Genomic DNA, 26,276 nt, shown 5'->3' with positions numbered 1-26,276 from the left:
AAACGGACGCTGTCTTTTTTGGCTTTGTAATGTCTCGAGAGTTCATGTAAAATAAAACAGTTATGTATCAAATGAACGGTTGAGTCAAAAAGGAGAAAATCTTATGAGACCTAGAGCGCGCGTGATTTATAACCCGACTTCCGGGAAAGAGATGGTTAAACGAAATTTACCGTATATCCTCGACCGACTCGAAGCAGCGGGTTATGAGACATCTGTCTACTCGACGAAAGCGGTCGGCGATGCGACGTATGAAGCAGCACGAGCATGCGAAGCAGAATTTGATCTCGTCGTCGCAGCAGGCGGCGATGGTACGTTGAACGAAGTGATCAGTGGAATGGCTGCCTACAATAAACGTCCAAAGCTTGGTGTATTACCTGTTGGAACGACGAATGACTTTGGTCGGGCGATGCGTATTCCATTGACGATTGAAGGGGCGATGGATGTCATCTGCACAGGACATACGATGCCGGTCGATATCGGTAAGATCGAAGGCTCCGCAGGCGTCCATTACTTCATCAATATCGCTGGCGGTGGCATCATGACAGAACTGTCGTACGAAGTGCCTTCGAAGCTGAAGACGGCACTCGGACAGCTCGCGTACTACGTCAAAGGGATGGAGAAACTTCCGCAAATCCGACCGACATATGTCGAACTGGAGCATGAAAAGGGTATATTCAAAGGAGAAGTCATGTTGTTCTTGACATCCAATACGAACTCCGTCGGCGGATTCGAGAAATTGTCACCGAACGCGTCACTCAATGACGGTCGGTTCGATCTCTTCATTCTCAAGAAATGTAACCTCGTCGAACTGATTCGTGTCATGCGTCTTGCCTTGAAAGGGGATCATTTCTCGGACCCTTGCATCGAGCATGTCACGACCTCATTCGTCCGCATGAAGAATACATCAGAGATGAGCTTGAACATCGATGGTGAGTTTGGCGGCATTTGCGAAGGCGAGATGACGAATCTTCGCTCTCATTTCGAAGTCATGACACCAAAGTTCCGGATCGAAGAGATGGAACAAATCAATACACAACTACAAGAAGCAGAAACGAACCTCGCGTGAAGCGAGGTTTTTAAGGAGGATATTCATGATTCCAGTACAAAAGAACGATGAACACGTCGTCGAAATCGTCGACCTGACACATGAAGGGTCGGGGGTCGCGCGTATCGATGGGTACACGGTCTTCATCCCAGGCGCATTGCCGACGGAGCAGGTCAAGATCAAAATCACGAAAACGACGAAGTCTTACGGATTCGGTCGCATCATCCGTCAAAAGACGAAGAGTGTCGATCGTGTCGAGCCACCTTGTCCGGTTTACAACCAGTGTGGCGGTTGCCAATTGCAACATTTATCATACGATGCAGAACTCAAGTTCAAGCACAACCGTGTTCGTGATGCTTTCGCACGCCTAGCAGGTCTTGAAATTCCGGTCCACGAGACGATCGGGATGGAAGATCCGTGGGGTTACCGTAACAAAGCACAAGTACCGGTTGCATTCCAATCGAACAAATTGATGGCTGGCTTCTATCAAAAACGAAGTCACCGGATCATCGACATGGACTACTGCTTGATTCAAAACAAAGAAAACGACGAAGCTGTCCAAGCGGTGCGTAAAGTCCTCGCCGACTTAAAAGTCCCAGCATACGACGAGAAGAAAAAAGCAGGCGTCATCCGTCATATCATGGCGCGTCATGGCTACCATACGAACGAATTGATGGTCGTGCTCGTCACGAAGGTCAAACAACTTCGTGGGATCGATAAGATCGTCGAAGGGATCTTAAAGGCGTTACCAAACGTCACTTCGATCCAGCACAACATCAACCCGGATGATACGAACGTCATTCTCGGGAAAAAGAACGTCGTCTTGTACGGTCCGTCTGTCATCCGCGATCAGATCGCTGGATTGACGTATGAGATCTCACCGCATTCGTTCTTCCAAGTCAACCCGCTGCAAACAGAGAAACTCTACGCAAAAGCGCTCGAGTATGCTCAGTTGACAGGCGATGAGACAGTCGTTGATGCCTACTGTGGTATCGGTTCGATTTCATTGTCACTCGCTAAACAAGCGAAGCACGTCTACGGCATCGAAATCGTACCGCAAGCAATCGATGATGCCCGCCGGAACGCACAAGCGAACGGTATCGAGAACGTGACATTCGAGTACGGTGCAGCTGAGAAAGTCATGCCGGATCTCGTTAAAGCCGGTATCCAACCGGACGTCATCGTCGTTGACCCACCACGTAAAGGCTGTGACGAAGAGTTCTTGCGTGCTGCAGCAGATGTTGCACCGAAGCGAATCGTCTACGTCTCGTGTAATGCGTCAACACAAGCGCGTGACGCGAAGTTGTTAACAGAACTCGGTTATACACTCGTTGAAGTGACACCAGTCGATATGTTCCCACATACGACACACGTCGAGAGCATTGCCTTGTTCGTCCGGAACTAAATCGTTCATGCCTCTTTCCATTAGGAAGGAGGCATTTTTTGATTGACTTGGTGTATAAACGAAAGTAAATGAGAACCTCAATATGGTAAAATAATCAATTTATATATAAAAATATAGGAGGATTCGTGATGACGGCTAACGATGTTCAAGTGTACGCAACATTCCGATTGGAACAAGACGTATTGTATCGCTATCATACATACATTCAGTGGGGGGAAAGTGAGACGTCACTAGGGGCATGTCTGATGTTGAATCCAGGATCTGCGACAGTGGATCCGGCATTACGTCCACAACTTGAGATGATAGGACAAGCGACTGGTGAGGTTGGACAATTAGATAAAACGATGTGTCAGATTGTTCGTATCGTAGAAGGAATCTACGAAGGACAAGCCTTATCGGGGCGCTTTCATCTATACAATTTATTCCCTATGCAACACGGCAATGATGTCACATCGATCAATCGTTTCGAAGAACTCTGTCAGGAAACCTCCTTTGAAAAGCAGACGTTGTTTGCGTCAGTCGAAGAATTGCGTCGACATCCTTTCGTGATTACAGGATGGGGAGTGCAGAGACATCTTATCCGTTGGATACACTTACGACAAGCGAAAGTGGAGTGGATGAAGCGTCTCGAAGCATCAGGTATTCCGCACTTTGGTATCAAGCACCCACGAACAGATGATTTTTATCATCTGTGTCCGAATCTCGATGCTAGTCAGAAAATGATCAAAGAGCAAATCATCGCGCGACATCGTGAAGTCATGGTACCGAGTCGGAAGCGTCAATGGGAGCGAATCCTTCTGTACCGGATGGAAGGTGGACGTATCACCTTAATGGGACGCAAACGATCTGACGATACGTGGGTCTTCATGAGAACAACGGATGAGACAGCATTACTCGAAGAGGGGGATGTATCTGCGAAGACCTCTTCTGAAATCGTCGAACGATGGGACGACGTGGTAGAACATCTCCTCGGTGAGGTCGTCTTATCGTTACGTCCTAGTTTCGTCCATCCTGAGTTTAAAGAACGGATTGCACCGTATCGTAGACGATGATACGAAAAAGGAGAAAGAGCGCAAAAGCGCATCTTTCTCCTTTTTCATTGTGTCTCCTTATTCAGCATCTTCAACATCTGCTGAGCTTGTATTCGGGAACAACTCAGCAAGAACACGTTCACTTGCCGTACCATCGTCCAGACTGCAGAACCGTTCGAGGAAGCGGTCGTACTTTTCTTGGTAAGCGATGGATTTCGTATCGATCTGTTCGATATAATCGATGACTTGATCTGTCTCTTTCAAGAGTGGTCCCGGAACGACTGCTTCGAAATCGAAGTAGAATCCACGTAACGTCGACGCGTATTTCTCTAAGTCATACGTAAAGAAGATCATTGGACGCTGTAAGTGGGCGTAATCGAAGAAGACAGACGAATAGTCAGTGATCAGTACGTCACTGATCAAGTACAACTCTGCGATATCGCCGTACGAAGAGACGTCATAGGCGAATCCTTCGTGTCCACTGATGTCCATGTTTTGCGCGATCAAGTAATGCATCCGGAGCAAGACGACATAATCGTCACCGAGTCGGGCCTGCATCTCATTCAAGTCGAGCTGGAGATCAAAACGATATTTTCCACGAGCGATGAACTCGTCATCTCGCCATGTCGGTGCATATAAGACGACTTTCTTTTCAGCAGGGATGTCCAGGCGTGCTTTGATTTCACTGATGAGACCAGCTTGATCGTCTGCATACAAGAGGTCGTTTCGTGGGTATCCCGCCTCAAGCATCGTGTTTTGGAAACCGAACGCACTCTTGAAAATTTCGCTCGAATAGGCATTCGGAGAAATCAAGTAGTTCCATTCCTGTGCTTGGTTGTAGAAGTTCCGTTTGTAGCGGGTTGCATTCGTTCCTGCCATATGGACTTCTTCCATGTCGAGACCTAGTCGTTTTAATGGTGTACCGTGCCACGTTTGAAGGTAGATTGTCTCTTCGCGTTTCGTTAAGCTGAGTGGCTGACGCGTATTGAAGATCCAGTACTTCGCACGTGCCATCGCTTGGTAGTATGCGAAGCTGTTTTTGAGCACCCAGTTCGGGCAAGCTTCCTTGACGTCATCTGAAGGCTCATTCGCAAAAATCCAGACGAGCTCAAGTTCAGGACGTTGTTCTTTTAATTTCAGATAAAGAGCCTTCGGATTATCGGAGTAGCTTCGTCCGAGGAAACTCTCGAATAAGACAAGGTTCTCTTTGACCGGCATCTTTTGGAACAGACGATAGAGCATGAGACCGTTCTTGATTTTTTTACGTCGTGCCGTCCGTAACGTTTGTTTTGTCTTAACAGCAGTGATATATGAACGGAACATGATATACGAACCCGTTGACCATGCTTGCAGGTACTTACTCTGTGCCTTCGTTCGTCTTAAATCGTAAGCGACATGACGGAAGACGTCTGCCTGCTGACTTTTTGAAGAGCTTCGCTCAAGCAATGCGCGACCACGTTTTGAGATGAAACGTTTGTACCATGTATTCAAGAACTTTTGAACGTCATGATCCTGCGTATGGGCAGATAACATGCCATAAATTCGTGAGATATCGGACAAAGTCGTGATATCGCGTGCTTGGTAGAGCGATTGTCCTTCGAGTGGCGTACTGCGTGAGTTTCGACCATAGACAACGTAACTGACCGATGTCAGGTTCGTCAATTTCGAGATGATCGCATGGGCGATGATCGTATCGGCGAACCATCGTGTCTCAAGAACAGGTAGATCATTGAGCAAGTCCTTTTTAATCATCCAACCGTGAATCGTCGTCAAATGACGTGAACTGAACTTTGTACGGGTATAGAAGAAATAACGATCATCATCGATCGGCATGAGCCATTTCTTCTTGTTGTAGACGGGCGAGACTTTACCGATGATGACTTCACCGCGTGATTTCTCATAGGCTTTGATATACGTATAGAGCGCACGTGGTGCGAGGATATCATCGCTATCGAGGAAGGTAACGTAATCACCTGTCGCGACTTCAAGACCGCGTCGACGTGCAGCGTAAGTTCCTTGATGCGCCTGTTCCACGATCGTACATGTCGGATAGAGGGAACGGAGCTCATCGATGTATGTGCTCGGACCATCAAAGACGACGACGATTTCCACCGGGATAGATACCTTCTGGTCGAGAACGGATTGAATGGCTGCCTTCGTTTGTGATTCAGTTTGATAGACAGGAATGATGACACTAATTGAGTTCATGTTGATTCTCCTTTTTGATGAAAGAATCCGTCAAAAACGGATTCACGAAAATAGTTCCTGTTGAATAGGATATCACAAAACGAAAAAAAGGCACGACTCTCTTAAAATTCACTTCGTTGTCGATAATGCGTTGGGGTCTCACCGGTCGTCTGTTTAAAAGCTTGACTAAAATGACTTTGGCTCGAGAAATGCAACTTGTTTGAGATGTCAAGCAGCGAGTCGTCGGAAGAACGTAAGAGGCGCTTCGCTTCCCGGATGCGTTCCCGGATGACGTATCGGGCAAGTGGTAACCCTGTTTCATCTTTAAATAGAACGGACAAATAATTAGACGAGACATGGATGGCTTGACTGATCGATGAGACAGACAATGGTTCATAGAGATGTTGCTGAATATAGCGAATCGCAGCCAGTACATGTGGGGAATGCCGTAGCGCCTGAAGTTCCTTGACGGCTTCTGCAAATGACACCGTAATACGGACGTGACGATTGCGGAGTTTGGCAATACTCGTCGCTGCTTCGATCGTCTCGATCATCCGGTCGCTTAAAGAGAACGCTTCATCGGGTTCGAGTCCTCCGCGAATCGCAGCGCGTGCGCTCAACAGAACAGTTCCAAGCAACAGATTCTTTTCTGCACGTAACGGCTGATGTCGCGCGAGCGTTCCAAATTCACCATAAGCAGGTAAGGAGTAGGTCGTTGCGAGTCGCTCACTTTGACCCGTTGCGATCCAATCGATGATTTGTTGTTCCCGTTGCCATGCTTTACGATACGCGGTCACACCAGTATGCGAGGGAGCATCTGCGACGAGCGGAATTTCAGCTTCCTGAATCTCAGACAGCTGTTCGATTTCTCGCTTCGGCAATGCTTCCCCGTGCAACAAGCGATACATCAGATGGGCACAATCAATCAATCGGTTCTCCGTCGTGCGCGGCAAGACCTTATAAAACTGATGATACGCTTCGTCTTGAATGTGCGCCCGAAAAAGAGCGGATTGCAATAAAACAGGTCCAATCCGGTACATTCCTTGTTCCGGAACGTCTAAAAAGAGGTAAGCTGTTCCATCTTTCAGGGTATAGAGTAGAGGAGTCTTCTTAAGTACTGGCCATTCGTTCTCAATCGGCAAGGTTCCGGGATGAGGTGGAGCTTCTGGACGTAATGCAAGCGGAGTACCATGATGATCTCGGTACGTGACGAAAAAACCGGTCATCCCGTAAAGGTGCTCTGCGATTTGCGTCAAGTCAGATGTCGACAAGCGATTCATGACACGACTCCTTTCGAAATAAAGTGGATTGCTTCTAGTGTATGTCCTCTTTCACGGATAGTCGAGAACGAACCAAGAAAAAACGAAGCCTTCCGAAAAAGGCTTCGTCTGCACATGCAATCGGAAAAGCCGAGGGATCTTTTGAATCTTTCATCGTCCAGTAGTGCGAGAATGGATTCTTTACACAAAAATATTTCTTCTCAACAGGTAATCTCTTAAATGGATTCATCTGTCAAAGTAAGAATCTAGTCGGCAAGGCTTCTTCCGTTGCTTGCATCAACCCGTTGATGTTACCGGTCAGTTCATCTTTCATCTTGGAACATCGAAATAGTATAGCTAAATATGAAGGAATTATGTAGAGATTTTCATCATTTGAGAAATGAATCAACGCGGGGTTCATGATAAAATGAAAAGGGTGTCACAGAGTGGCTAGGGAGGAACAGAAATGAATATTGCTTTTTTCTTATTACCTAAAGATGAGGTGAAATATTTAGATCCTGAGTCAACGGTCAGACAAGCACTAGAAAAGATGAAACATCATCGTTTTACGTCGGTCCCACTCGTTGACAATAAAGGGAAATACGCAGGAACGCTGACAGAAGGCGATATCTTGTGGGCACTCGAAGCAAATCTCGAGCATGCCGATTATGACCACGTCTTGCAGACGCGATTAACCGATATCAAACAACGCGTCCGTTATAAACCAGTTTCAATTACAGCGCAAATGGAAGAGATGATTGAAGTCATTACCGATCAAAATTTCGTCCCCGTCATTGATGACGGAAGACATTTTATCGGGATCATCCGACGACGTGATATCATCGATTATTTTGCTAAAAAAGTAGCACGAGAGAATGTCAGTTATTAAAAATGAATAAAACTAGTAAAAAAAGCACTTATTTTCACAGAAATGTGGGAAGAAGTGCTTTTTATTGCCCCAAAACGACTTCACGAAACGGGAGGAGACGACGATATAGAAGCATAATGACAATTTAGGGAGGACGATGTGTTGCGACGTTTATCACCAGTCTTCATCGTAGAAGCTTTTCGAAGACGCTCCTACTATAAAACGTTCTCATGGATGATTGCGATCATCGGTTTGGTGGCGTTGATCGTCGCGTGTCAGCATTTGACGAAAACGTTGGATGAAGGATATCGTTTCAAGGAATCGGGTAAAACGATTGCCGAAGTGACACCTTTTAATCGTGCCGAACAAGAAGTGACGCGTTACTATTTTTCATCTTTGAATGACGACACTGATTTGGCGCAAGCTTCAGAACGGGCCAATCGATCGCTCGAACAATTGACGGACCGGCTTCCGAATATGAAAGCGACCGAGTCGACACGCGAAGAAGTCCTGACAGAAATCAAAAAACTACAACGACAAGGATACGAATCGAATCATCGCTTTTTCACGACGATGACGAACTTCAAAAGTGAAATCATCTTCAATCAGCTCGTGCTAAGTAAAGAAACAGGGTCTTATTATAATGTGTTCTCCAATCTGATTTTGATGGAAGAACAACTGGGTAAGTCCGCTGAAATCTTGAAGAATGCCCGACAAAAAGAAGAACCTAGTTCCATAGATCAGTTACGGATTCAACAGATGCGGATCGATTTACCTTTGCGACAGGAGTCGCTCATCAAATCCTTGTACGACGTGATTCCGCTTCAAAATGATGCAGGACGTCAGGATATCGCAATCATGCGGGAACAGATGGATGTCTACACACAAACGCTCGATGACCTATTACGTGCTCCGAAAGATTCAACGTACGTTGCGTTAGCAAATCAAGCCGAACAATATGAATCCAGCATGTATCGTCTATACGATCAAGAACTTAATCAAGTCGCGCAAGAAATGCAAGATCGAGGCAATCAAATCATTCGTAATGCCTGGCTTCTGTTTGGCGCGACCAGTGTCTTGATTCTTGGATTATTGATATTGACCTTATCGTTATTACGCGCGTTTCGCCAAGACCTTTCTTTACTGAAGGGAGAAGCGAATACCTTCGCGGAAGACCGCCGACAATCCGGTTATAACGTACCAGAGCGAAATGATTTCCAGCCCGTCGTCCAAGCCTTTCGGACGATGACGGCCATCATTGCTGGGTTATTAGACCATAGTGATGCGAAGACAAAAGAGATTAAACAAAAGAAAGCGGAAATCGAATCACTCTTTTCCCAAAATACCGATCCAATCTTTGCGATGTCATCGGATTACACGATCGTGAACGGGAATGAACGCTTTCGACAATTAACGGATGCGCCGGCGGGATGGACGATTGAAGAACTGATTCATCCGGCTGATTTGAACCGGATGCGCCGGGCGTTGAGACGATCGCTGGAAGGGCAGAGTCAGACGATTCGTTGTAAGATGCTCTTTAATGAAAAGATTTTGAACATGTTCGTCAATATCATCCACGTCGCAAACAAAGAGGATGACACAGGCGTCGCACTCTACTTATCCTGCCATGATGAGACGGATCAGTTCCGGCGGGAAGAACGAATCACACAACTCGCACTCTTCGATATGTTGACGGGCTTGTTGAACCGGAATGGTTTCGAGCAAAAGATGGCAGATGCCCTAAAAGCACCTCAACCGGGAGAACTCGTCACTATCAGCGTCCGGCAATTCCGACGAATCAATGATATCTACGGACATGGTGCGGGAGATCAGATTCTAAAAGATCTTGCGAATCGCCTCAAGCATCATTTCATCGGAACGGGACAAGCAGCACGGATTGGTGGAGATGAATTCGCCGTGTTGGTCGGACAACAGGATATCGTCGATTACCAGAAATTAAAGCAGGTCATCGAACATGTCTATGAGATCAACGGAGAATACGTCAATGTCAGTATCAGCATGAGCATGGTCCGTTACCCGGATGATGCAGTGGCGGTCACCTCCTTATTATCCTCAGTCGATATCGCGATGCAGCATGCGAAACAACAGACAGAGGGTGGACCAGTCTGGTTCGAGTCCTGGATGAGTGCCGAGTATCTTGAATCGGTCGTCCTCGAAGGAGAATTACGAGAAGCGATTGAAAAGAACGAGCTTCAACTGTTCTATCAACCACAAATCAATCTCGCGACAGGTCAAGTCGATGGCTGTGAAGCTCTCCTGCGCTGGTTCCATCCTGAACGGGGGATGATCAGTCCAGCAATCTTCATTCCGATCGCTGAACGATCGATGTTGATTGAAGAGATTGGGATGTGGGTCGTTGCTGAAACGGTTCGACAAGTCGAAGAGTGGAAGGACACGGAGCTCGGAATACTACGTGTCTCAGCGAACTTATCCGTCAAAGAGCTCGTCTCCGGTCGAATCGTCGATTACCTGACCGATGTCCGAGAGATTCATCCGGGGATTGAACAACGGATGGAACTTGAAATCACGGAATCGTTTGGTGTCTTTTCAGACACACGCGTATTTGATGCCTTACAGACATTGCACCAGATGGGATATCGTCTTGCGATTGACGACTTTGGTACGGGGTATTCTTCCTTGTCGTACTTAAGTCGATTACCGATCCAGCGGCTAAAAATTGATCGTTCGTTCATCAGTGGTCCGGATGCGTGTTCAAACGCACCGCTCATCGAGACGATCATCAAGCTTGCTCATACGCTGAAGTATGACGTCGTCGCTGAAGGAATCGAGGAACTTGAACAAGCGGATCATTTACGAGTGCTTGACTGTGAGTATGCGCAAGGATTCTATTATTCAAGACCGATTCCAGCTGACGAGTTTCGGGTCTGGTACGGGAAGTACCATGAAAAGCTTCTATCTGAATGAAATGAGTCCTATCGTCGTTTTACGAACGTTTTTGTCATCCTTGCTTTCCACAGGCGGGAGGTAAGCCGCGGCACCACGCACTCCATTCGGTGTGCCGGGTCTTACCTAACCCTGACGAAAGCGGAAGTCATGCTTTCTTTTCCTCTAGGAGTCAAGGATGAACATATACGTTCTATAATCATGTAGCAAAAAAGAAGAGGCGTTTTCCAGATGATATTCTGGAAAACGCCTCTTCTTTTATTGATGTTGCTCGAGATGTTCTGACTTTTAGCCAGTACGACCTTGCACGCAAAGAATTAAACGCGATCGAGCACGATGTCGTCTGCTTGTTCAAGGTAGGTTTTAACCGGTGCGACGGCTGCCTCGACCGTACCTGGTGCGAACGGAGACTTCAATCCAGCACGTTCGACGAGCGTGAGGAAGCTTTCCGATCCGCCGGCACGACAGAGATCGAGATACGACTTCCAAGCCGCTTCCCGGTCTTGTTCCATCCATGCATAGAACTGGAAGGCACAGACTTGAGCAAGTGTGTAATCGATATAGTAGAACGGACTACCGAAGACGTGTCCTTGTTGATGCCACCATGCACCTGAATCGAGATAATCATTCGCTTCGTAATCACGATGCGGCAGGTATTTCTTCTCGATCGTCCGCCATGCTTCGCGACGCTCAGCTGGTGTCAATTCCGGTTGGTTGTAGATGATGTGTTGGAACTCGTCAATCGCAACGCCGTACGGAAGGAATGTGACGCTTCCTGCGAGGTGATTGAATTTGTATTTCGCCGTCTCTTCACCGAAGAACTCTTCCATCCACGGATAAGCGAAGAATTCCATCGACATCGAGTGGATCTCACACGCTTCATACGTTGGGAAAGCACTCTCTGGAGCAGTCAGGTGACGGCTCTCATAGACTTGGAAGGCGTGCCCGACTTCGTGAGTCAGGACATCGATGTCGCCTGCCGTTCCATTGAAGTTCGAGAAGATGAACGGGAGTTTTTCGTCTGCGATGTAGGTACAATACCCACCGCCGGCTTTCCCAGGCTTCGCCGTTAAATCGAGTGCTTCCCGGTCGAGCATGTAGTTGAAGAACTCGTTCGTCTCCGGTGACATCTCCGCGTACATTTTTTTGCCGCCTTCGATGATGAACGACTCTTCGCCTTTCGGTGTCGCATTCCCAGACTTGAAGGCAAATCCTTCATCGTAGTAATACAACTGATCGACGCCGATCCGTCGTTGCTGGCGCTCTTTGAGTTGTGTCGCGAGTGGAACGATCGTCTCACGGATTTGTTCGCGGTATTGTTCGACCATCGATTGGTTATAATCGACGCGGAGCATCCGTGCGTATCCGAGCTCGACGAACGATGGGAAACCGAGTGTCTTCGCGATGTCTGTCCGGATCCGGACGAGTTTGTCATAAATCGTATCGATGGCTTCACCATGCTCGTTTAAATAGCCATAGCGTGCTTCAGAAGCTGCTTTACGGACATCACGATCAGGGGATTGAAGATATGGACCGAACTGCGATAAGTTGAGCGTCTTGCCATCGAACTCGATTTGAGCAGAAGACATCAGTTTCGTATATTCACTCGAGAGACGGTTCTCTTCTTGGAGTTTCGGAATGATCTCTTCCGAGAACGTCTTCAGGCTCGCTTCAGCAATCAGGAATAACTGTTTGCCTTGCGTCTGTTCGAGTTCACTGCGGAGTGGGTGCGTCGTCAACGCTTGATAATAGCTTGAGACATATCCTTGATAGATTGCACTCGCTTCATCAAAGAATCCTTGCTCCGTTTCGTAGAACGTATCTCGTGTATCGATCGTGTGGCGGATCTCGACGAGCTGGCTTGCCGTTTCAAATTGATTTCTGAGGGTATTAATCTCAGTGATGGCTGCGTTTGCTTCATCTACCTGTGTGGCTTCCGTCAGTCGAGCGATCGCTTGATTCATTGATGTTTCAAGCAAGGCAAGGTCAGGACGGACATATGTAATTTCTGAAAATGGTAACATGTAAGCGCCTCCTTATGATTTCTAACTATTATCACACAAAAATACTTGCAAAACTAGAGGGACAAACGTATGCTTTTTGTGAGAACGTGAGCGAGCTGTCTAACAGCTTACTCCTATAAAAAATCGAAACTTCCATTCGGAAGAAAAACGATCGAGAAAGTAGAGGGATAGTATCATGGGATTCTTAAAAAAATTGTTTGGTGGTAACGACGCAGGAAACGCGAAAATCGCTTCTGCACTTACAGGTAAAATCGTCAACATCGAGAACGTACCCGATCAAGTTTTCTCTCAAAAAATGATGGGCGACGGTGTCGCAATCGAACCAACTGAAGGTAAAGTCGTCTCACCGATCAACGCAACGGTCGAAACGATCTTCCCAACAAAACACGCAATCGGTCTAAAAGGTGAAGATGGTCTTGAACTCTTGATCCACGTTGGTCTTGATACCGTTAACCTCAAAGGCGAAGGCTTCACGGCTCACGTCCAGTCAGGTGACAAAGTCAAAGCAGGAGACGTCCTCGTCGAGTTCGATCTCGAGTACATCCGTGCGAATGCGCCATCGACGATCACACCGATCATCGTGACGAACCACGATCAATTCACGCTTTCAGCTGTACCAGCTGAAGGAACTTCTGTTGTCGCAGGAGAAACAGAACTCTTCAAAGCAACTCATAAATAAGATACGATACGCCTCCATTCCTTGCGGATGGGGGCTTTTTTGATGTCTCCTCCCGTGTCTTACCGTTTTGTAAGAGAAGTGAAAGCAAAGTCCATTTTGAGAAAAGCATGGAAGGACTAGACTGAGTGTAACGAATCAAATACAGGAGGCATTACAGATGAAAGCAATCTTACAAGCAGAACAGATTTCAAAAACGTATCAAACGAAAACCGCGCGCCACGAAGCACTGCGTCCGACGACGCTCCGTGTTCACGAAGGAGAGTTCGTCAGTATCATGGGTCCATCCGGTGCCGGGAAATCGACATTACTCAATTTATTATCGACGATCGATCAGCCGACGGACGGCTCGATTTTAATCAACGGAGCAGACGTGACGGCGATGAAGGAAAAACAATTGGCCCGCTTTCGCCGGGAACAACTCGGCTTCATTTTCCAGGATTTTAATCTCCTCGATACGATGACGGTCCGGGAAAACATCGCCTTACCGCTATCACTCGCGAACATTGATAAAAAGATGATCTTAGAACGTGTCGATCGTGTGGCGCGTCAACTTGGTATCCACGACTTACTCGATAAACGTCCGGTCGAACTATCGGGTGGACAAAAACAACGGACAGCTGCCGCGCGTGCGATCATTCATGATCCGTCGCTCATTTTAGCCGACGAGCCGACCGGTGCGCTCGATTCGAAGTCCGCGACCGGATTGCTCGAAGCGATGCGATCACTGAATGATGAAGGCGCGACGATCTTGATGGTGACACACGATCCGATGACGGCGTCTTACGCGGAACGAATTCTGTTCGTCAAGGACGGAGAGCTGTTCAAGGAAGTCCATCGCTTCGGTTCGCAGAAGGAGTTCTTCGAACAGATCATGGAAGTCCAGCGTGAACTCGGAGGTGCCGTCCGTGAGCTTGTCTAAACTGGCGTTTCAAAATTTGAAGAACATTCGTCAAAACGTGATGTACCTCGGTGCCGTCACATTTGCGATTCTGATTTACTACACGTTCCTCGCGATTCGATCGAATGAAGCGATGCTTCAGGCGAACGAATTGTACGGAAAACTGGGAACAGTCTTTACCGGAGCAAGTGTCATTCTAGCGCTTTTCTCTGCCATCTTCATCTGGTATTCAAGTGACTTCTTTTTACGCCGCCGTAAGAAGGAAATCGGACTTTATGCATTGCTTGGTTTAGAACGGGGGCAGATTGCTCGCCTGATCTTCCTTGAGACGATGGGGTATGGGGTGATTGGTCTGATCCTCGGGATTGCGATCGGTACCGTCGCTTCGAAATACTTCGTGCAGTTGCTGGCTTCCGTCATGGCGATGCAAGTCGATGCGACCTTTACGATCAGCGGAGCTTCCGTCATACAGACGATCGGTGTCTTCCTGTTGATTTTCTTAATCATCGCTTTACGTTCGGCACGAACGATTTATCGTTTTACATTGATCGAATTGTTCAAGGCAGAACAACAAGCGGAATCCCTTCCGAAAGTTCATCCGATTCTAGCCGTTCTTTCGGTCGTCTTGATCGGTGTCGGTTACTATTTAACGGGACAACCATTGATGGATCACTTTACGATCGTCGCACCGCTTTTGATGCTCTGCGTCATTCTCGGGACGTTCGGAACGATGAGTTATTTCACGATCTTCTTATTGCGCGTCTTAAGTAATCAAGCGCGGCATTTCAAAGGAACGAATTTAATTCTGCACGGGCAATTGTTGTCACGAATCAAATCGAATGCCGTCATGCTGTCGACGATTACGGTCATCACTGCCGTGACATTGACGACGGTCGGTACAGCGACATCGATCTATTATTTCATCGATCAGACGGTCGAGGAGCAAGTCCCGTACAGTCTGTCGATTGCGAGTAAACAAGCAGAAGCGGAACAGCTAATTGCGAAGTCCGACCAGAAAATCGACAGCCGGACGATGGTCAACGTCAAGAACGTCGACCATGAGATGACCGATCTGCCGAACCCTTTGACGTTTACACGTTACTACGCGACGTATGCATATGAAGACCAACCGGGACAATTCAGCTACGTCAACTATTCGGACTACGTCAAGCTCGCGAAAGCGAACGGGAAAACGGTCATCAAAGAACCGAAACAAGGCGAAGCGATCGTCCTTGAGACGTTCAAAGGAAACGATTTGTTAAAGATGAAAGTCAAATCGCCGGTCGGTGTTAAAATCAAGGACGTTCATGATTCCTTTCGTATCACCGCTGCGACGAATCTACCAATCGCTCAACTTTATGAGAAACAGCGACTTGCCTTCGTCGTAAACGATGATGCGTTCGCGAAGATCCCGGAAAAAGGCTTCACGCTGACGAATTATCAGTTCTCAGATGAACGTCATGACGATGGATTGATGAAACAGTTGACACAACTATATGGAAAACAAGCGGACACGGAGATGGCGGCTTATTATCCTGTCTACGCGATGACGACGGCAACGACCGGCTTACTCGCGTTTGCTGCCGGCTTCCTCGGACTCGTTTTCTTGCTTGCGACAGGTTCGATCATCTACTTCAAGATGCTCGCGGAAGCAGAAGAATCGAAACAACGGTTTGCCATCATCCAGAAGATTGGTGTCGATGAGAAGGAACAGACAGGCATCATCCGTCGCCTTGTTGGATTCGTCTTCTCTTTACCGTACGTGCTCGGACTCGTTCATAGTTTAGTGGCGATGCAGGTCTTGCAGAAACTGTTGAACTACAACATCGTTCGTCCGACATTACTTGCGATTGTTTGTTATACGATCGTCTATCTGATCTACTATATCGTCACGGTCCGTGCTTATCGCCGCATCGTCACGTGATGAACTAAATAGGGGGACACAGAACTGGAAACGGAATAATCGTTTCCAGTCCTTTTTGAGTTCGTTATGATAAAGGGAGAAGGAGTTGACAGAAACGATGCATACGATTTTATTAGTCGAAGATGATATGAAGATTGCTACACTATTGAAAGAACTACTCGAACGCTATGATTTTAAAGTCGTCGTTGAAGATGGGCGAGGGGATGTCGTCGCGGTCTATGAAGAGACGAATCCGGACGTCATTCTATTAGATGTCAATTTACCGAAGTTTGACGGTTTCTATTGGTGCCGGCAGTTACGGATGAAGACACGGGCACCGATCTTGTTCATCTCGGCACGGGTCGGGGAGATGGATCAAGTCATGGCGCTCGAATACGGAGCGGATGATTACATCGTTAAACCGTTCCAAGGAGCGGTCGTCATCGCGAAGATTAAAAGTCAGATTCGCCGGGCCTATGGCACGCTGTCGAACGAGACGGATGAGCGAACGGTGACGAAAGAAGGTGTCACGTTGTACTTAGATCGTTATATCGTAGAGTACGGGGAACAGTCAATCGAGCTGTCAAAAAAAGAGGGGTTGATCCTTGAGATGCTGCTGACGGCAAGTCCCCGGATCGTCAGTCGGGGCGATCTGCTCGAACGGATTTGGGATGACGAAGCGTTCGTCGATGAGAATACGTTGAACGTCAATATTACGCGTGTTCGCAAACGACTTGCCGAGATTGGTGTCGCTGGACTTGAGACGGTACGAGGCGTCGGTTATAAACTGGTTCTTGAACCATGAAGCTCTTTTTACGGCACGCGATACCAGGAATCCTCTTCTTTACCGGACAAATGCTGATTTTATATGCCGTCTTATGGCTCTATGATTTGTATCGCCCAGCAGCCTTCTTTTATATCGTACTTTTGAACAGTATCGGTCTCTTGATTTATCTCAGTTATCGTTTCTTCAGCATGCTTCCATTGCTACGACGGATGCAACAGCCGGTTCAATCGGTCGCAGAACCGATTCGCAGTGATAGTGAAGAACCGATTTCCGTTGCCGTCGAACAATTTTTAGAGCGGCAACAGACATTGTTTCGAAACAGTCTGTTTGCTGAGCGACGAAAAGAAAAGGAACGGCATCGGTATGTCGATCAATGGATTCACCAGATGAAGACACCGTTATCCGTCATCGAGTTGATCCTTGAACACCCAGGAGAACACTATCAAGCGGATTTACGTCAAGAGGTCGATCGATTGCGCAGTGGACTCGACCAGATGCTCTATTCGTCACGTTTAGAAGCGATCGAGACAGATTTGAAGGCGGAACGATTGGCACTGAAGCCGCTCGTCACGAGTATCATCAATCAAGAGAAACGATTATTCGTTAAAAATCAGGTCTTTCCGAAACTCGATATCGCTGACGACGTGTACGTATACACGGATGCGAAGTGGTTTCGTTTCCTCGTCCTACAGCTCGTGACGAACGCCATCAAGTACACGACGGGACATGGTCGAGAAGTCGTTCTGACGGCAGAAGTGACAAACGGGCAAGTCGTCCTTTCGGTTCAAGACGACGGTGTAGGGATTCCAAAACGAGACGTCCCACGTGTCTTTAATGCGTTCTTCACTGGCGAAAACGGACGACGTTACGGAGAATCGACCGGGATGGGGTTGTATTTCGTCCAGCAGGTCTGCTTGAAGCTCGGGCACGAGATTGAACTCGAGAGTGAAGAAGGGGTCGGTACGACATGCCGGATTCGATTAGTAGGAGGTCGCGCACATGATTGAGGTTAAACAATTAGGGAAAGTCTATCCCGGAAAGGTGACGGAACAACCGTTGACGGATATCAATTTCCGAGTCGAAGAAGGTGAGATGGTCGCAGTCATGGGACCATCCGGTAGTGGGAAATCGACGCTGATCAACTTGCTTGCAACACTCGACGAACCGAGTTGGGGATCGATTTTGATTGACGGCGTCGATACGGCGACGTTCAAACGAAAAGAGATGACACGTTTCCGGCGCGAGACGCTCGGGATCATCTTTCAGGAATTCAATCTACTCGATTCGTTAACGCTCGGCGAGAACATGCTCGTCCCGTTGATGCTATCGGGGAAAAAGACGAAGCTCGCGCGGGAAGAGATGGAGGAGTTGGCACGTCGTCTACAAATTGATGATCTGCTAGATAAACAGGTCGATGAGGTCAGTGGTGGACAACGACAACGGACCGCGATCGGTCGTGCCTTGATTCATACACCACGTCTGATGCTTGCGGACGAACCGACGGGAGCACTCGACTTCCAAGCGACAAAACACGTCATGGACGTCCTAGCCGAGTTGAACGCGACGGGGATGACGATGGTCATCGTGACACACGATCCACAAGTCGCGTCGTACTGTAACCATGTCTTGTTCCTAAAGGACGGTAGCATTCAGACGGAGTTATTCCGCGATGAACCACGCCGCATCTTTTTCCAACGGGTCATCGAATCACTATCGCTGCTAGGAGGGGATGAGCATCAATTATCTGCAATACGCCCTACGTAATATCCGGCGTTATCAGCGCTTGTATTACGGCTATGCCTTGACGATCATCATCGCGATGACGATCGTGACGAGTTATTGGAACTTGTTGACGAATGGATCATTCCAAAACGTCGCCAAAATCCTTAGTCAATTGAACCAAGTCATCGAGATGACGATCTTCTTCGTCTTCATCGCGGAGCTGATCATCCTATTTTTCAGTGTACTGTTCATCTATTCGACGACCTATACGATGCTTGAGCACCGCAAGAACGATTTACGGACAATGCGGACGCTCGGTAGTGGTCTGTCGCATTTTTTAAAGTATTTTTTGATTGAAGTGTTGATCGTCGGTGGTTTAGCCATCACTGCGGGGATGATTCTAGGTAATGTCTTGACGAAGATGCTGTTGCTGTCCGTCGTCAAAGTTATGTTCTTACCAGCAATCGAATTCGAATTATCCTTTTATGCGATTCTTGCTTTGATCGGTGGCGCCTTCCTTGTGTTGCTGACGGCAACGGTCCTTGCGATCTATCGCTTTCGTCCCGACCGACCGACGCGTTCCCGTTCGCTATTTCGAAAACGAGTCTGGATTCTGACGCAAATCGGAGCGTTACTTCTGTTGATCTATGGTTATGCCTTAGCCTTTGTTCGGACGGAAGGATTTTATATATTTTTCCCACTTGTCATCTTCATCGGCTCCTTCTTCATTTGCCGATATGTCTTACCGTGGTTGACCAAGTTATATCGACCACGTCGTTTGTCGCTGCGGAAGCTGATCGTCTCGGAAATCGCCAATCAACTCAGAACGAATAGTACGCTCATTGCCCTTGGAACGATTCTGACATCGTGTGCGCTAACAGCAGTCGGACTGGTCTTCTTGTTTCAATTGATCGGACTCGACTTATCATCCCAAAATCAATTCGGTCTCGTCTATTACGAAGAATCCGCTCAACCGACGAAGCGATTGAAGGATATCAAGCAGACGATGACGGAGGCATTCCCGGATCGCTACCAGCAGGATATTGAAGTAAAAGCAGATGGCACACGTGTCCTCTTACCGATTTCGTCGTACAACAAGATGATGCGTCAACTGCATCTTAAGGATCGAACGGCGACGGGGCGACAAAGTTTCTTTGTACCGGCACGTCCGGTACAACTTGAAGAGAATACACCGACGATGAAAAAAGAGAAGCAGGCGATGAAGAACGCTGACTTTGAGTTACTTCCCGCTGCTTCTCACGATTTAGTATTTGGTTACAATTATCAAATCGAGACGATCTTCGTCGTCAGTGATGCCGTTTTTCAAACACTCAAGCAACCCGTCCGGCAAATCGTCGTCTTCGATACGCCAGCCTACCATGATTATGGAACGAAGGACTGGAAACAGTGGATGAAAATCGTCCGCAACATCCAGTCGGCAGCGAAGCTAGATGAGAAGCAACCGGTTCCTTATCAGTTGATCAATGAGACAGAAGATGAAATCGACGGAATCCGAATCGTGCGACTTGTCACGTTCGTCGTCGTTCTCTTGACGATCTGGTTGTTCGTCATCAATGCGAGTTTTCTACATGTATGGATGCAGATGACGGCGGAACAGGAACAAAAGCGGATGAAGACGTTGTTTGCGTTAGGGTTCGGTTCCGGGAACATTCGCAGCTACTTGTTAATGAAGTATGGTGCTGTTCTGCTTATTCCGTATCTAATTTCTGTCTTCCATGCCTTCTTATTGTTCCAAGTCGTCGTGACACAAGCCGGACTACAGCCGGGATCATTTCTTAACTTAGCTGTATTTTGGATCAGTATCGTCACGGTTGGGTACTTCTTGAGTGTCCTACCGATTTGGTTGCGTTACCCGCGGCATCTGTTTCGGAATTCATCCGAAAGTTCGATGTATCCGACACCGGATTCAAGGGTATGATGATACCATAGGAATAAGGGAGGGAATCGTATGCTAGACCATTCACCATATCGGGGTTACGGTGACCGGATTCGTATTTTACGGGAGCGTGCCGGGATTACGATCGAACAGCTGGCTGAACGACTCGGCGTCGCACCGTACTTCATCCGCCGGACGGAGCTCAGCGAAGTCTATCCAACCAAACCCTACATCGAAGCATTGGCGGACGTCTTGAACATCGACGCCAGTTATTTGGCACGGCATATCTGGACGGGAGAGTCATTGAAGTTCATCATGCAACAGAATACACCGCTTGAAGAGATGAAGCTTGCTTATGAACAGACGCTCGGACAAGACGGGACGTGGGTCGAAGAACAGCTCGAAGAACGGATGCGCCTGTTTGATTTAATGTATGACGAGGACGTCAAACGGATCGAGCAGACAATGAGTGCGACCGAGCAACGGATCTTCCATGAGCTCGTCGAAGCCGTGATGGAAGCAGGGGAGTTGCAACGCGATCAAGCAGAAGAGACATATGAGTTGTTCGAGGATAAGTTACCATCGATGATGCAACTGGATGAATACCTCGACCGCATGACGGACGGTGTCTCTTTATCCAGTTCGACCTATTATGCGGATTACAGTGACCGGAAAAGTCGTTCCCGTTATCACCGAAAATAAAAAAAGTCGCTGTCTTCTGATTGACGTTCAGAAGACAGCGACTTTTTATTAACGTTGTGGCATCGGGCGTGGACGACGCGTCTTTTGACGGATCCGACCGATGATAAAACCAATGATCGCATTTGCAATGACGAGTACCCAACCGACATAGCCGAAATTGAGAGTTAAGCTACCAAGCATCGCTTGCCATTTGAAAATCATCATCACATCACCACGCAAGACGAATCGCGCGATACAGACGAGTAAGACAGTCAGTCCGGCGATGAAGACACCGACCCAGCTTCCGTATAAACGGGAAGAGTGGCGGCGCACCGCAACGAAGGACCAGCAAAAGAGGCTAGAGACGAACGCCATGCCTCCATAGGCAAGGACGAGTTCCCATGTCGCACTCGCTTGCGGGAATTTCGTGAACATGACAAGTGACGAGACCATGGCAGCAGCTGTGAAAAGGATCGCTGCCCAAAAACGAGACCGCATAACGTAGTTCCTCCTAAAGGCTTTTTCTCACCTAACGATAGCGGAAACGATTCGTCTTGTAAACTGTTACCGGCGACCGCTTAAGATCCGGCGCAACTGTTTGAGTGGATTCGATCCATAGAACAGAACGCCACCCCGGTAGAATTTGGTTCCGACTAATAAGGCGAGCGAGATGCTGATCAGCATCAAAATGAGCGAAATCGACACTTGCCATAGCGGTACATCGGTCAACATGACGCGCAGGAACATGACCATCGGTGTAAAGAACGGAACGAATGACAGGACGACGACGGCTTGGTTCGTCGGTGCATTCAGACTAAACATCGAAATCATGAAAGCAGCGACGATCAACAAGATGACCGGTAACGTCACTTGCTGCGCATCCTCGACCCGACTGACGAGTGAACCGAGTGCCGCGAGGAGCGTCGCGTACAGGAAGTATCCGAGCAGGAAGAAAACGAACAGATAAATGATCGTTCGGGCACTCAGGGAATCGAGTGATAACTGATCGAATAAACTGCTGCTTTGAGCACTGTAGTAGCCGACACCAACGAGAATCGACAATTGTACGAGACTGACCGTAGCAATCGAAAGAATCTTCGCGAGCATGTGTTGGATCGGACTCGCTGCTGAGATCAGCAGCTCCATGACACGGGATGATTTTTCGTTCGCGATTTCTGTGACGATCATTCCACCGTAGATGGCAATCGTGAAGTACATCAAGAACAGCAACACGTAGACGAGCGCTGAGGCAGCGAATAATTCATCCTCGCTTTTTCCGCCAGTCGACGTCAATTCTTGCTTGATGGGAACGGGTTCAGCGAGCGAAGCAAGAACGTTCGGATCGATTTCAGCATCCGTGATGACGGCTTGGTCACGGACTTGTTTGACGACTGTTGCGACCTGTGTCTGTAATTCAGACTCAGGACTAGCGCTGACGAGTGTCACGTCATACGAATCCTGAACGATTGCCACGGCATCGAATGTACCGCGGTCGATTGCCTTTCGTGCTTGTGCGACCGTATAGTCCTTCGTCGTGATGTCTGAAGTGACACCAGCCTTCTTCAAGGCTGGACGAAGATCGGTCGACAATTCACTGACAAGAGCAACTTTCGGATCGTCACCCGAAAACCAGTCGAGAATCCGTTCGATATTGCCGAAGCCGACGAGGAACAGGACCATCAGGACAGTCGAGATCAAAAAGCTTTTCGCACGCAATTTTTGAAGTAGATTGAAGCGATATAAAGTCAGGAATTTACGGTTCATAACGTTTGCCGACCTCCTCGATGAAGATATCCTGCAGGGATAACTGATCCCAAACGAAACGATCGACATGGTGTCCTTGACTGACGATATGTTGGAGAAGTTGATCAGCCGTTTCTTTCGAAGAGACTTGGACGATATGCCCATTGTTATCTGACTCGACCTGGAGCACACCTGGTAAGCTATCCCATAGGAGTGGCGGAGCATCTGTCGTCAAAAGGACACGTGTTTTTCCGTATCCTGCCTTGATGTCAGGAAGATAACCGGCGACGACGGGTTTCCCATGATCGAGGATCGCGACATGTTCGCAGAGTTCTTCGACGTGGTCCATCCGGTGACTCGAGAAGACGATCGTCGTTCCGTCGACGGTCAACTTTTTGACAGCACGTTTCAACTGTTCGGCGTTGACCGGATCGAGTCCGCTGAACGGCTCATCTAAAATCAGCAGTTCGGGTTTATGTAGGACGGCGGAGATCAACTGGATTTTTTGTTGATTTCCTTTTGAGAGTTGTTCGACGCGCATTTTTTCATACTGCGGAATTTGGAAATACTCTAGCCATTCCGTCAAGGCTCGTTTCGCATCCTTCCGTTTCATATCGCGAAGTTCAGCAAGGAACAAGAGCTGTTCATCGACGCGAACTTTTGGATACAGCCCTCGTTCTTCCGGAAGGTATCCGATTTTTGAAGTCGGGATGCGCTCTCCATTCCAGGTGATCGATCCTTCAGTCGGTTGCAGTAGACCGAGCAGCATCCGGAACGTCGTTGTTTTTCCGGCACCGTTCGCACCAAGCAAACCAAAAATTTGCCCTGGTGGCACCTCGATCGTCAAGGCATCAACGGCCGTGAAATCGCCGAAACGCTTCGTGATGTGTTTGATTTCTAACATAAGAACCTCCTTTAAAGACGTCTGTTGCACGACAAGTGTACCATTGTTACATAGTGTCCTACGGTCGGAAATGGATAAAGGTTCCAAAAAAGAACGAGGGAAGGCTTATCAGTTTACTTTTTGTTCTTTAGTTACTATTATTGTTTTAACAGATACGACTGAAGGAGGAACGCATCATATGAAAACGCAAGGTATCCATCATATCTCAGCGATGGTTGGCGATCCACAAGAAAATCTCGATTTTTACGGAACGATTCTCGGGCTACGATTCGTCAAAAAAACGGTCAACTTCGATGATCCAGGAACGTACCACTTCTACTTCGGTAACGAATCTGGAGCACCGGGAACGATCATCACGTTCTTTCCGTTTGAAGGCATGGCAAAAGGACAGGTCGGTGCCGGACAAGTCGGAACGACAGCTTACGCGATTCCGGTCGGTGCAGCAGATTTTTGGAAAGCGCGACTGACAGAAAAAAACGTCTTGTTTGAAGAAACGGTTCGGTTCGGAGAGCAACAGATCGCCTTCGAAGATCCACACGGTCTTCAGATTGAACTCGTCGAACGCGAGGCGGGACAAGGCAGTCGCTATGAAATCGACGGCATCACACGTGATGTCGCCATCAAAGGATTTGCGGGAGCGACGTTACTGTCAAGGGATCCATCAGACACAGCAAAATTACTGACAGACACATTCGGACTGACACTCAGCAAACGGACGGAAACCGTTGACCGGTACATCGCAGAAGGCGAGTTCGGGAATGTCGTTGACGTCGTTCATGGTCAAATGCCAGTCGGTCGTCCGGGGACTGGAACGGTTCACCATATTGCGTGGCGGGCAACGGATCAAAAGGAACAACTCGACTGGATGAACGCCATCAACACGTTCGGTTTGTTGACGACTGAAGTGAAGGATCGCAACTACTTCACATCGATCTATTTCCATGACCGCGGTCGGATCCTCCATGAAATCGCGACCGATAATCCAGGGTTCGCGATCGATGAAGAGTTCGAGATGCTCGGAGAAGACTTGAAGTTACCGGAACAATTCGAAGCACATCGTACGGCGATCACAAATCATGTAACACCTATTACTGTACCGAAGGGGAGACTCGTATGATTCATTTATACCAAGCACCAAAAACAGCAGACGCACCGATCTTTTTATTCTTACATGGCACAGGCGGAACGGAACAAGATCTCGTTGGACTCGTCTCGTTGCTCGATTCGGAAGCAGGCTACTTGTCCGTCCGTGGGGAAGTCTCGGAAAACGGGATGCCACGCTTCTTCAAACGACTCGCAGAAGGTGTCTTTGATGAAGAAGACCTCGCTTTACGGACAGCACGTTTAATTCAGTTTTTACGTGACCAGGCAGCGGAGCGCGGTTTTGATCTCGATCGTCTGATTCCAGTCGGGTACTCGAACGGTGCGAACATCGCGGCGAATATGTTGTTCGAAGAAGCTTTGTTCAAACAAGCGATTCTGTTGCATCCGATGGTACCACGTCGTGGTGTGACGCTACCTGACTTATCGGACGTGCGCGTCTTCATCGGCGCCGGAAGCAATGACCCGATTTGTCCGGCTCAGGAAACGGAAGAGTTATCAGCACTCTTGAAGCAAGCCGGTGCATCAGTCGACGTCACGTGGTCGAATTACGGTCACCAACTCGTCATGCCAACGATTGAAGCGGCAACGGATTGGTTAAACCACTAAAAAAGGGCTGTCCCATCTGCTTCTTTCATAGAAGATGATGGGGCAGTCCTCTTTTCGTTTCAAGCGGGATGATCACTTTTTGGTCGGGAGTAGACGATCAGAACACCACGCTCGACGAGCTGGAGTGCAAGAATCTGTTTCACTTCTTCCGATGCTTTCGTCTGCGCAAGATGCCGGTAGAGCAAGCGAAGTTCACGGCGCATCGTCTTACGGATCAGCCACATGCTATCAATCGTCGTACACCAACCGGTCACGGTCTCGTGTCCGATATAATACTGCGTCTGACGTTCGAGATAACGAATCCACCACTCGTCACGCGCCATTTTTAGTACGACACCCGTGAGACCAAGTACAAGGATGGCGAGGGGAATGCTTTCATATAAAGGAAGACGACCAAGAACGGTACCAACATTCGTGACGAGGGCAAGCATCACCCATCCTATGCATCCGATGACAAGCCAATATCCAAAGTTGAGAGTACTTCGATGTCGTAACGTCACTTTCGGCGTAAGCAATGAAGTGGCCATCAGAAACACCTCCTTGTTAAATAATCGAATTTTCTGACAATTTGTAGTTGTCCTTCTACTATAGTTACTTTTTCCCGAATC

General features: G+C 48.0%; 22 protein-coding genes. 15 read left to right on the top strand and 7 right to left on the bottom strand.

All coding sequences use genetic code 11. The features are described 5' to 3' along the window. The first annotated feature begins 103 nt into the window (after window positions 1-103). The 3 genes from P401_RS0111520 to P401_RS0111510 all read left to right on the top strand — a co-directional run bounded on the left by P401_RS0111520 (window position 104) and on the right by P401_RS0111510 (window position 3,502). Window positions 104-1,066 (top strand): diacylglycerol kinase, encoded by a 963-nt coding sequence (locus P401_RS0111520; RefSeq protein WP_029342573.1) that lies wholly within the window; start codon window positions 104-106, stop codon window positions 1,064-1,066. A 25-nt stretch (window positions 1,067-1,091) separates the two neighbouring features. Next, window positions 1,092-2,450 (top strand): 23S rRNA (uracil(1939)-C(5))-methyltransferase RlmD, encoded by a 1,359-nt coding sequence (gene rlmD / locus P401_RS0111515; RefSeq protein WP_029342572.1) that lies wholly within the window; start codon window positions 1,092-1,094, stop codon window positions 2,448-2,450. Window positions 2,451-2,578: 128 nt separating this feature from the next. Beyond that, entirely contained in the window at window positions 2,579-3,502 is a 924-nt protein-coding gene (locus P401_RS0111510) for a hypothetical protein (RefSeq protein ID WP_051656298.1), read from the top strand. Between the two features lie 57 nt (window positions 3,503-3,559). Here the strand turns inward: P401_RS0111510 and P401_RS18335 are convergent, their stop codons facing one another. Then, window positions 3,560-5,689 (bottom strand): bifunctional glycosyltransferase/CDP-glycerol:glycerophosphate glycerophosphotransferase, encoded by a 2,130-nt coding sequence (locus tag P401_RS18335; protein ID WP_081834738.1) that lies wholly within the window; start codon window positions 5,687-5,689, stop codon window positions 3,560-3,562. Between the two features lie 101 nt (window positions 5,690-5,790). Then, the gene (locus P401_RS0111500; RefSeq protein ID WP_029342569.1) at window positions 5,791-6,948 is read right to left on the bottom strand and encodes a helix-turn-helix domain-containing protein; all 1,158 of its coding nucleotides are present in this window, start codon (window positions 6,946-6,948) and stop codon (window positions 5,791-5,793) included. A gap of 445 nt (window positions 6,949-7,393) precedes the next feature. Between P401_RS0111500 and P401_RS0111495 the strand changes: the two genes are divergently transcribed. Both P401_RS0111495 and P401_RS0111490 read left to right on the top strand, forming a co-directional pair. Beyond that, entirely contained in the window at window positions 7,394-7,816 is a 423-nt protein-coding gene (locus tag P401_RS0111495; RefSeq protein ID WP_029342568.1) for a CBS domain-containing protein, read from the top strand. Between the two features lie 138 nt (window positions 7,817-7,954). Further along, window positions 7,955-10,741, top strand: coding sequence for a putative bifunctional diguanylate cyclase/phosphodiesterase (locus P401_RS0111490; RefSeq protein ID WP_029342567.1), 2,787 nt, complete (start codon window positions 7,955-7,957; stop codon window positions 10,739-10,741). Between the two features lie 296 nt (window positions 10,742-11,037). Here the strand turns inward: P401_RS0111490 and P401_RS0111485 are convergent, their stop codons facing one another. Next, window positions 11,038-12,744 carry a M3 family oligoendopeptidase gene (locus P401_RS0111485; protein ID WP_029342566.1) on the bottom strand — a complete coding sequence of 569 codons (1,707 nt, stop codon included), beginning with the start codon at window positions 12,742-12,744 and terminating at the stop codon, window positions 11,038-11,040. A 175-nt stretch (window positions 12,745-12,919) separates the two neighbouring features. Here P401_RS0111485 and P401_RS0111480 point away from each other — a divergent pair, with 175 nt between their 5' ends. The 8 genes from P401_RS0111480 (at window position 12,920) to P401_RS0111445 (ending at window position 21,332) form a co-directional block, all read left to right on the top strand. Continuing rightward, window positions 12,920-13,423 carry a PTS sugar transporter subunit IIA gene (locus tag P401_RS0111480; RefSeq protein ID WP_029342565.1) on the top strand — a complete coding sequence of 168 codons (504 nt, stop codon included), beginning with the start codon at window positions 12,920-12,922 and terminating at the stop codon, window positions 13,421-13,423. A gap of 157 nt (window positions 13,424-13,580) precedes the next feature. Then, entirely contained in the window at window positions 13,581-14,342 is a 762-nt protein-coding gene (locus P401_RS0111475; protein ID WP_029342564.1) for an ABC transporter ATP-binding protein, read from the top strand. 16 nt (window positions 14,343-14,358) lie between these two features. Next, a complete protein-coding gene (locus tag P401_RS0111470; protein ID WP_236627115.1) occupies window positions 14,359-16,245 on the top strand; it encodes an ABC transporter permease in 1,887 nt (628 codons plus the stop codon). Between the two features lie 97 nt (window positions 16,246-16,342). Beyond that, window positions 16,343-17,029: a response regulator transcription factor gene (locus tag P401_RS0111465; protein ID WP_029342562.1), complete on the top strand. Its 687-nt coding sequence runs from the start codon at window positions 16,343-16,345 to the stop codon at window positions 17,027-17,029. After that, window positions 17,026-18,018, top strand: coding sequence for a sensor histidine kinase (locus P401_RS0111460; protein ID WP_029342561.1), 993 nt, complete (start codon window positions 17,026-17,028; stop codon window positions 18,016-18,018). Before P401_RS0111465 ends, P401_RS0111460 begins: the two co-directional genes overlap by 4 nt. Then, window positions 18,011-18,775 carry an ABC transporter ATP-binding protein gene (locus tag P401_RS0111455; RefSeq protein WP_029342560.1) on the top strand — a complete coding sequence of 255 codons (765 nt, stop codon included), beginning with the start codon at window positions 18,011-18,013 and terminating at the stop codon, window positions 18,773-18,775. The genes P401_RS0111460 and P401_RS0111455 overlap by 8 nt, the downstream gene beginning before the upstream one ends. After that, on the top strand, window positions 18,741-20,672 hold the full coding sequence (locus tag P401_RS0111450) for an ABC transporter permease (protein ID WP_081834737.1): 1,932 nt from the start codon (window positions 18,741-18,743) through the stop codon (window positions 20,670-20,672). Before P401_RS0111455 ends, P401_RS0111450 begins: the two co-directional genes overlap by 35 nt. A gap of 30 nt (window positions 20,673-20,702) precedes the next feature. Continuing rightward, window positions 20,703-21,332: a helix-turn-helix domain-containing protein gene (locus tag P401_RS0111445; protein ID WP_029342558.1), complete on the top strand. Its 630-nt coding sequence runs from the start codon at window positions 20,703-20,705 to the stop codon at window positions 21,330-21,332. Window positions 21,333-21,380: 48 nt separating this feature from the next. Here P401_RS0111445 and P401_RS0111440 read toward each other — a convergent pair whose 3' ends face one another. The 3 genes from P401_RS0111440 to P401_RS0111430 form a co-directional block, all read right to left on the bottom strand. Further along, window positions 21,381-21,809, bottom strand: coding sequence for a hypothetical protein (locus P401_RS0111440; protein WP_029342557.1), 429 nt, complete (start codon window positions 21,807-21,809; stop codon window positions 21,381-21,383). Window positions 21,810-21,875: 66 nt separating this feature from the next. Further along, complete coding sequence (locus P401_RS0111435) at window positions 21,876-23,075, bottom strand: ABC transporter permease (RefSeq protein ID WP_029342556.1); 1,200 nt, start codon at window positions 23,073-23,075, stop codon at window positions 21,876-21,878. Continuing rightward, window positions 23,065-23,958, bottom strand: coding sequence for an ABC transporter ATP-binding protein (locus P401_RS0111430; RefSeq protein WP_029342555.1), 894 nt, complete (start codon window positions 23,956-23,958; stop codon window positions 23,065-23,067). The genes P401_RS0111435 and P401_RS0111430 overlap by 11 nt, the downstream gene beginning before the upstream one ends. 178 nt (window positions 23,959-24,136) lie before the next feature. Here P401_RS0111430 and P401_RS0111425 point away from each other — a divergent pair, with 178 nt between their 5' ends. Then, on the top strand, window positions 24,137-25,075 hold the full coding sequence (locus P401_RS0111425) for a VOC family protein (protein ID WP_029342554.1): 939 nt from the start codon (window positions 24,137-24,139) through the stop codon (window positions 25,073-25,075). Next, window positions 25,072-25,668, top strand: coding sequence for an alpha/beta hydrolase (locus P401_RS0111420; protein ID WP_029342553.1), 597 nt, complete (start codon window positions 25,072-25,074; stop codon window positions 25,666-25,668). Before P401_RS0111425 ends, P401_RS0111420 begins: the two co-directional genes overlap by 4 nt. A gap of 59 nt (window positions 25,669-25,727) precedes the next feature. Here P401_RS0111420 and P401_RS0111415 read toward each other — a convergent pair whose 3' ends face one another. Beyond that, window positions 25,728-26,195: a hypothetical protein gene (locus P401_RS0111415; RefSeq protein WP_029342552.1), complete on the bottom strand. Its 468-nt coding sequence runs from the start codon at window positions 26,193-26,195 to the stop codon at window positions 25,728-25,730. Window positions 26,196-26,276 lie beyond the last annotated feature (81 nt).

Origin of the sequence: Exiguobacterium acetylicum DSM 20416 (assembly GCF_000702605.1) — a bacterium.
Classification (GTDB): Bacteria; Bacillota; Bacilli; order Exiguobacteriales; family Exiguobacteriaceae; genus Exiguobacterium_A; species Exiguobacterium_A acetylicum.
Note: the sequence above shows the minus strand (reverse complement) of the source record. Positions and strands in the feature narration are given on the sequence as shown.